This window comes from Luteibacter sp. P4_D7_3, assembly GCF_056401735.1.
Map to the genome: position 1 here is coordinate 1 of NZ_JBFUIT010000233.1, position 6,563 is coordinate 6,563.

A 6,563-nucleotide genomic window follows, 5' to 3' on the forward strand; every position below is an offset into this window, starting at 1 on the left:
TGCCCACTCTAACGACGGGACGCTCGCTACCAAGACACGTGCACTTCGTAGATACGCGACCGTGTCGGCCAAGAGCGTGCGCGATGCGCGCTCCAAGATGCAAAAGTCGTTGATCACGCTTTGAAAGGTCATCGACGCCTGAAGAGCCTCCAGGTAATCCGTCGATTCCTCCCATTGGCGATCGCGAAACCCTTCGATGGACGGCGCGTTTGCCGCCGGGGGCGATGCGGCGCGCCGAGGCAATGCGAGTGGAAAGATGCCACTCAGGCGCGCGCCGATGGTGCGCGCGAGAACGTCGGCGGCTTGAAGCAAGTCGCGGTCGGAGGGCGTTCCGGTGAACGGCACGGCGACGTCCATGGCACGGCAGGCAGTCATGTTTTCACCTTTAGGGAGAAGCAATACGTCCGGTCGTGGATGCCGCATCAAGCGCGTCCGGCGGAAGCACGGTGAAGTCGCCGGCCTAGCACGCACGTTGAGTAAGCGCGAAGGCTTGGTGTTCGTGGTCGCCAGCGCGTGTGGAGGCCGGCGCAGAGTAACGGGGTGGTGGCGACCGGCGCGTCCACCGGTCCCCGTTCAATGGGAAAAAAGGACCGGTACGCGCGAATCCAGGAACAGCGCCCGCGTGGTGCCGCCGAACATGCGTTCGCGTCGCCTGCCGTGCCCATACCCGCCCGCGACGATCAGGTCGGCGTGGGTGCGGTCGGCGTACCGGAGGATCGCTTCCGCTGTCGATTGCTCGCGCGCCCTGACCGTGCAGGACCGTGCTGCAAGGCCGTGCTTTGCAAGGTGCCGCACGATGTCTTTGGCGGCCAAACCGCTGTGATCTATTTCACTGCTTGCTGGCACGACGTTCAGCACATTGATGCGGTCGCACCCGGCGAGCAGCGGAAGTGCATCGTGAACGGCTCTGGCACATTCCCGTGTGTCCGACCATGCAATGACGGCACGACGCGGCTGAAACGGCGCGACCAGGCCTGCCGGCACCACCATTACGGGCCGGCCGGACTCCAGGAGTAGCGCGGCGAAGAGCTCATGGGCGAAGGAGATGACGCTTTCTGTGGCGTCCGGGCGCGCCACCAGGACGAGATCCGCACATTCGACCGCCGTGGCTGCCAAAGCCTCCGGATTCAACTGCGGCGCCTCGACGGCCCGTACGACGGACGGAACGCCGCGCGCGGTGAGCCGCTTACAGATCGCGTCCCCGGTTGCGGTTGCCTCCGCGCGCAGTTCGGACTGAATCTGCTGAAACGACCAATCAGGCGCCAAGGACAGAGCGCGAATCATCGGCGTGGGTAAGATCAGCGGCTGCACGACGTCGACACGAGCGCGATGTCGCACGGCCAGGTCCGCCGCCACGTTCAGCGCAACAGCATCGCTCAGTGTGTCGGTCAGCACTACGCTCAAGGCGCGATAGGCCGTGTGTCCGGGCGACGCGGATGCAGCCGTGGTGTCGCTGGCAATGACGCTCATGTGTCCCTCTCCCAGCCGAATGTCATCCCCGTTGTACGCCACGAGTGGCGAGCCCATTTGACGCAGGTCAAGCGGATGTCCCAGATCCGACGAGATGTTCGCAAGGCGCTCGGCGAGCGGGCGCGGCCTTGACCTGGATCAAGCCAGGGCGACCGTGCATGGGCCACCGTGACGCAATGTCAAACCCCATCCTTCCCGCAGCTATTCCTCTCGTTCCAGCGTCGAAGCCGGCGTGGCGGCGTCTCGGCGCCGGTTTGGTTACTGGCGCGGCGGACGATGACCCCAGTGGCATTGCCACGTACTCGCAGGTGGGTGCCCAGTTCGGCTACGGCATGCTGTGGACCACGGTGGCCACGGTCCCGTTGATGATCGGCATCCAGACGATCTGCGCCCATGTTGCCCGGGTCACCGGTCAGGGCCTCGCGACCAATCTGACCAGGATCCTGCCGCGCACGGTTGTCATGGGCCTGGTCGGCCTGCTCGTGATCAACAATGTGGTCAACCTTGCCGCGGATATTGGCGCCATGGGCGACGCGCTGGCCCTGTTGGCGGGCGGCCATACGCGGTACTTCGCTTTGTTGTGTGCGGGCATCTCCCTGGCGCTGGAGGTCTTCATTCCCTTCCGCCACTACGCACCCATCCTGAAATTTTTGACACTGAGCCTGTTCGCGTATGTGCTGACCGCCTGCGTGGTGGGCATCCCGTGGCGGGATATCGCAATGCACTGGCTGCCCGATCACGTCGACCACGCCACGCTCGTGGCGGTGACAGCGATTTTCGGCACCACGGTCAGTCCGTATCTGTTCTTCTGGCAGGCTGCCGAAGAAGTCGAGCAGGAGCGTGCGAATCCCGACGAGCATCCCCTTCTGCTTGCACCCGAACAGGCCCCGGCCGAGTTCCGCCGTATTCGCCTGGACACGGATGTGGGGATGCTCTATTCGAATATCGTTGCCTTCTTCATCATCCTGACCGCGRCCGTCGTGCTGCATGCCGCCGGCGTGACGTCGATCAACACCTCCGCCGATGCAGCGCGAGCGCTCGAACCGCTGGCCGGACACTTTGCATCCACCCTGTTTACCTTGGGGATCCTGGGTACGGGCCTGCTCGCTGTGCCCGTTCTTGCGGGATCCGCCGCCTATGCCCTGTCCGAAGTCCTCGGCAAGGAAGCGGGTCTGGAACGGAACGTTGGCCAGGCCCAAACCTTCTACGGTGTCCTGGCCGTGGCGACGGTGCTGGGCACGCTCTTGACCTTCCTGCCGATCTCTCCCATACGGCTCCTGTTCTGGTCGGCTGTGATCAACGGCGTGATCGCCGTCCCGCTGATGGTGGCAATCATGGCAGCCGCCTCCAGCCAGCGCCTCATGGGGGCTTTCGTTCTGAAGGGGGCACTGCGGATCCTCGGCTGGACCGCCACGGCCGTCATGGCTCTGGTGGCCCTTGGGCTGCTTTGGTGACCAGAGCGCTTGCCGCCACGTGTCGCGTACCCTCTAATGAACGGTGCCGATAGGCCGGTACCGCCGGCTCCGTGATGCGAGGCCGTCCCATGGCGTTTCAGGAAGCGGGCGATAGGCTCTTGATCGTCGACGACGAAGTCGATGTCACGGCGCTGCTCGCCCGGTACTTCATCGCCCAAGGCTTCCAGGTCGCCACCGCCACGGACGGGGTGCAGATGCGCCGGGAACTGTCGGCTCAGCACATTGACCTCATTTTGCTCGACCTCGGCCTTCCCGGCGAAGACGGCTTTGCCATCACCCGTTACCTCCGGGAGCAATGGCGCGGGCCGGTCGTCATCGTGACGGGCCGCGGCGAAGCGGTCGACCGGATCGTTGGCCTGGAGCTGGGCGCCGACGACTACGTAACCAAGCCGTTCGACCTTCGCGAGTTGTTGGCCCGGGTGCGCAGCGTGCTTCGACGCAGCCGGGCAACCGCGGGTGTGCCGGCTTCCGTGGCGGCGACACGCACGTGTTTCTCATTCGATCGCTACAGCCTGGATGTGGGAACGCACACGCTATCGGACAGTGATGGCCATCCGATTGAGCTGACCTCCGGCGAATTTGCCCTCCTGCGGGTGTTCGTCGAGCACCCCAACCGAGTCTTGACGCGCGATCAGTTGATGACCCACGTCCACGGGCGCGAGGCTGGCCCGTTCGATCGGGCGATCGACGTTCAGATCGGACGACTGCGGCGAAAAGTCGAACTCGACCCTGCCGATCCGCGACTGATCAAGTCGGTGCGTGGCACCGGTTATCTCTTCACCCCGACGGTGCGCCTCGCGTGACGGTGCCCGAGGACGGTGTCGGCGATGCCGCGCTGTTCCGGGCGCTTTTTGAAACCGCGCCCGATGCGATGGTGGTCGTCGATCGGACCGGCACCATCGTTCTGGTCAATCCGCGTGCCGAAAGCCTGTTCGGCTACAACAGCGGCACGCTGGCAGGGCGCCCCATTGAAGTCCTGCTGCCCGGCCAACTGCGCGAACTGCACGTGGCGCACCGCACCCGCTACATGGACAGCCCCAGGCTGCGCCCCATGGGTGCGGGTTACGAGCTAACGGGGGTGCGGGCCGATGGGACCGCGTTTCCGGTCGAGATCGGGCTCAGCCCGATCAACGCGGGTCCGATACCGCTGTTTGCGGCCTCCATCCGTGACATCTCGGAGACCCAACGCGCACGCCGAGCGCTGACCCGAAGCCGTTACGATGCCGCCCTGGCCGACATCAGCCGTCGCATTCTTCTGGCCGCGAATCACGAAGCGGCATTGGTGGACATCCCCCAACTACTGGCATCCGCGCTCAAAGCACCCGCCGTGGCGATTCTGCTGGCCGATCCCCACGGCGACAGGCTCAGGGTGGCGGCGGCGGCAGGCCTGGACGGGGCCTTGAGGGAACAGCTGCAGCGGGCCGTGTGGCTCCTGGCTCTGGATGCAGAGGACCGCGCCCGCATGGACGGGGGCCAGGTAGCTGCCTTTCCCCCAATTGAAGGCGCACCGTCGCCTCACGCCGTGGTGACGACGCTGCCGGACCGACGCACGCCGGCAGGCTATCTGGTGGCTTGGCTGCCTCCACCCAATGGGAGCGATCGGGATCGGCACCACTTCTTCGGCGCCGTAGCGAATGTGCTATCCGGGGCGATCCAGCGCGGCCGGGCGGACGAACAGCTCGCGCACGCGCAGCGCCTGGACGCCCTGGGTCAACTGACGGGCGGCATCGCACACGACTTCAACAATCTACTCACCATCATTTCGGGAAACCTGCAGTTGCTGGAAATGGCCGGTCCGATGGACGTCGAAACCATGGAGACCGTCGCCAGTGCCTCGCGTGCCGTCGAGCGCGGCTCGGCACTGACGCGTAAGCTTTTGGGCTTTTCCCGCCGGCAGCGCCTCACGCCTCAGCCGGTGCGTCCCGAGCTCCTGCTGGCTGACCTGAGCGATATGCTTAGCCGCACGCTGGGCGAACACATTTTGGTGATCGCCAGCTGTGCTGATGAACTACCGGCGGTGTTTGCGGATCCTGGCGAACTTGAGGCAGCGCTCATCAACCTCGCGCTGAACGCGCGGGATGCCATGCCGACAGGTGGCAAGCTCATCATCTCAGCCCACGCGTTGAGCGTCAGTGGCGATGATGATCTGGCGACCGGTGCGTATGTTGTCTTCTCCGTCGCCGATTCGGGCACCGGCATGCCCTCGGAAGTGAGCGCTCGTGCCTTCGAGCCTTTCTTCACCACCAAGGATCCCGGTAAAGGCAGCGGCCTCGGCCTGAGTATGGTTTACGGCTTCGTCAAGCAGTCGCGCGGTCGCCTCACCCTCGAAAGTCAGGTGGACGTGGGAACGCGTATCGAGATGATCCTTCCTGTGGCACAGGAAGCGGCTGCCAGCCCAACGCCACCGACTGTCTGTCCCAGCGGTAGCGCAACCGTGCTGGTGGTGGAGGATGAGCCGGAGGTGCGGCGTATCGCGGTCTCGTTCCTGCGCGCGGCCGGCTACACGCCGATCGAGGCCGGGGACGCAACATCAGCGCGCGCTTCGTTTGCGGCGCACCCGGACATCGAACTGCTGTTCACCGACGTCGTCCTTGGCGCAGGCGAGTCGGGTGTCGAACTGGCGATGGACCTGCAARCCACGCGCCCCGGTTTGAAGGTGCTACTCACCTCGGGCTACGAATTCGGTTCCTGGGACGCCGGCTCCGGCGATACGGGAGAGCTCGAGTTGCTCCGCAAGCCCTATCGACGAGACGACCTCATCACGACGTTACAACGGGTCTTGAACGAGCGCTGATCAAGCCATCGCACAGGCCATGTCCCTTAGTCCTTCGGCGTCGAGTACGTGGACTTCCCGGCGTTGCACGCTGATGTAGCGCAGGTCCGCCAAGTGCGTGAGCGCGCGACTCACCGTCTCGTGCTTGATGGCGAGGAAGCTGGCGATGTCCAGCCGGCTCATGCGCAGAATAAAGTGCTTGGCGCTATAGCCCATGCGCGCCTGCCGGGCAGCGATGTCGATCAGAAAGGCAGCCACGCGCGGCTCAGCGGCTAGCGTGGCCAGCAGCAACATCCACCCACGGTCGCAACGGATTTCCGCCGCCAGTGCGGCATGAATCTGTTCCTGCAACCCAGGGATCTCCGTGGCGGCCTTCATGACCGCGGGATATGGCAGTTCCCAGCTTTCGCTGTCCTCCAGCGCGACGGCATCCCCGGCGTAAGCGCCCAGGCCAATTGAATCCACGCCGACCAACTCGCCCCGCATCTTGAAGGTGGTCACCTTCTCGCGCCCATCCTCGGCCAGCTCACACGTTTTGTACGAGCCGACGTGGATCAGGTGAATCGCACGAAACGGCTGGCCGGCACGATACAGGTGCTGGCCGGCGGCATGCTTGCGCCGGGTCACCTGCAGGTGTCGTTGCAGGGCTTCGATGTCCAACGGGATATCCAGCGACGGAGTGGACGCCCAGGCTGTCCAAGGCAGTGATCGAGCGGAACGTTGTGCGGTGTTCGCGATCATGGCGAAGTGTCCCTTGTCACGGCGGCCTTTGGTGAGCCCAAGGTAGGCCTCTTGGGTGACATCATGTGATCGCAACGGCAACGGTCTGTAACAGTGTGTAACGG

The 6,563-nt window shown here is 64.6% G+C and carries 6 protein-coding genes; 3 read left to right on the forward strand and 3 right to left on the reverse strand.

What is annotated here, in order from left to right; genetic code table 11:
* Together AC1DSN_RS16540 and AC1DSN_RS16545 are read right to left on the reverse strand one after the other, a co-directional pair.
* On the reverse strand, positions 1–375 hold a 375-nt coding region (locus AC1DSN_RS16540; RefSeq protein ID WP_477331735.1), incomplete at its 3' end, for a hypothetical protein.
* 198 nt (positions 376–573) lie between these two features.
* Positions 574–1,470 (reverse strand): universal stress protein, encoded by an 897-nt coding sequence (locus tag AC1DSN_RS16545; protein WP_477297915.1) that lies wholly within the window; start codon positions 1,468–1,470, stop codon positions 574–576.
* Between the two features lie 176 nt (positions 1,471–1,646).
* Between AC1DSN_RS16545 and AC1DSN_RS16550 the strand changes: the two genes are divergently transcribed.
* The 3 genes from AC1DSN_RS16550 to AC1DSN_RS16560 all read left to right on the forward strand — a co-directional run bounded on the left by AC1DSN_RS16550 (position 1,647) and on the right by AC1DSN_RS16560 (position 5,739).
* Positions 1,647–2,924, forward strand: coding sequence for an NRAMP family divalent metal transporter (locus tag AC1DSN_RS16550; protein WP_477331739.1), 1,278 nt, complete (start codon positions 1,647–1,649; stop codon positions 2,922–2,924).
* An 89-nt stretch (positions 2,925–3,013) separates the two neighbouring features.
* Positions 3,014–3,748, forward strand: coding sequence for a response regulator (locus AC1DSN_RS16555; protein WP_477297149.1), 735 nt, complete (start codon positions 3,014–3,016; stop codon positions 3,746–3,748).
* Positions 3,745–5,739 (forward strand): PAS domain S-box protein, encoded by a 1,995-nt coding sequence (locus AC1DSN_RS16560; RefSeq protein ID WP_477331737.1) that lies wholly within the window; start codon positions 3,745–3,747, stop codon positions 5,737–5,739. Before AC1DSN_RS16555 ends, AC1DSN_RS16560 begins: the two co-directional genes overlap by 4 nt.
* Here the strand turns inward: AC1DSN_RS16560 and AC1DSN_RS16565 are convergent, their stop codons facing one another.
* The gene (locus AC1DSN_RS16565; RefSeq protein WP_477297153.1) at positions 5,740–6,459 is read right to left on the reverse strand and encodes a Crp/Fnr family transcriptional regulator; all 720 of its coding nucleotides are present in this window, start codon (positions 6,457–6,459) and stop codon (positions 5,740–5,742) included.
* Positions 6,460–6,563: the final 104 nt, after the last annotated feature.

What these genes read in the sequence shown, in the direction of transcription:
- AC1DSN_RS16545 (WP_477297915.1), bottom strand. Translation starts at nt 1,470, where the DNA reads ATGAGCGTCATTGCCAGCGACACCACGGCTGCATCCGCGTCGCCCGGA.
- AC1DSN_RS16555 (WP_477297149.1), top strand. Translation starts at nt 3,014, where the DNA reads ATGGCGTTTCAGGAAGCGGGCGATAGGCTCTTGATCGTCGACGACGAA.
- AC1DSN_RS16565 (WP_477297153.1), bottom strand. Translation starts at nt 6,459, where the DNA reads ATGATCGCGAACACCGCACAACGTTCCGCTCGATCACTGCCTTGGACA.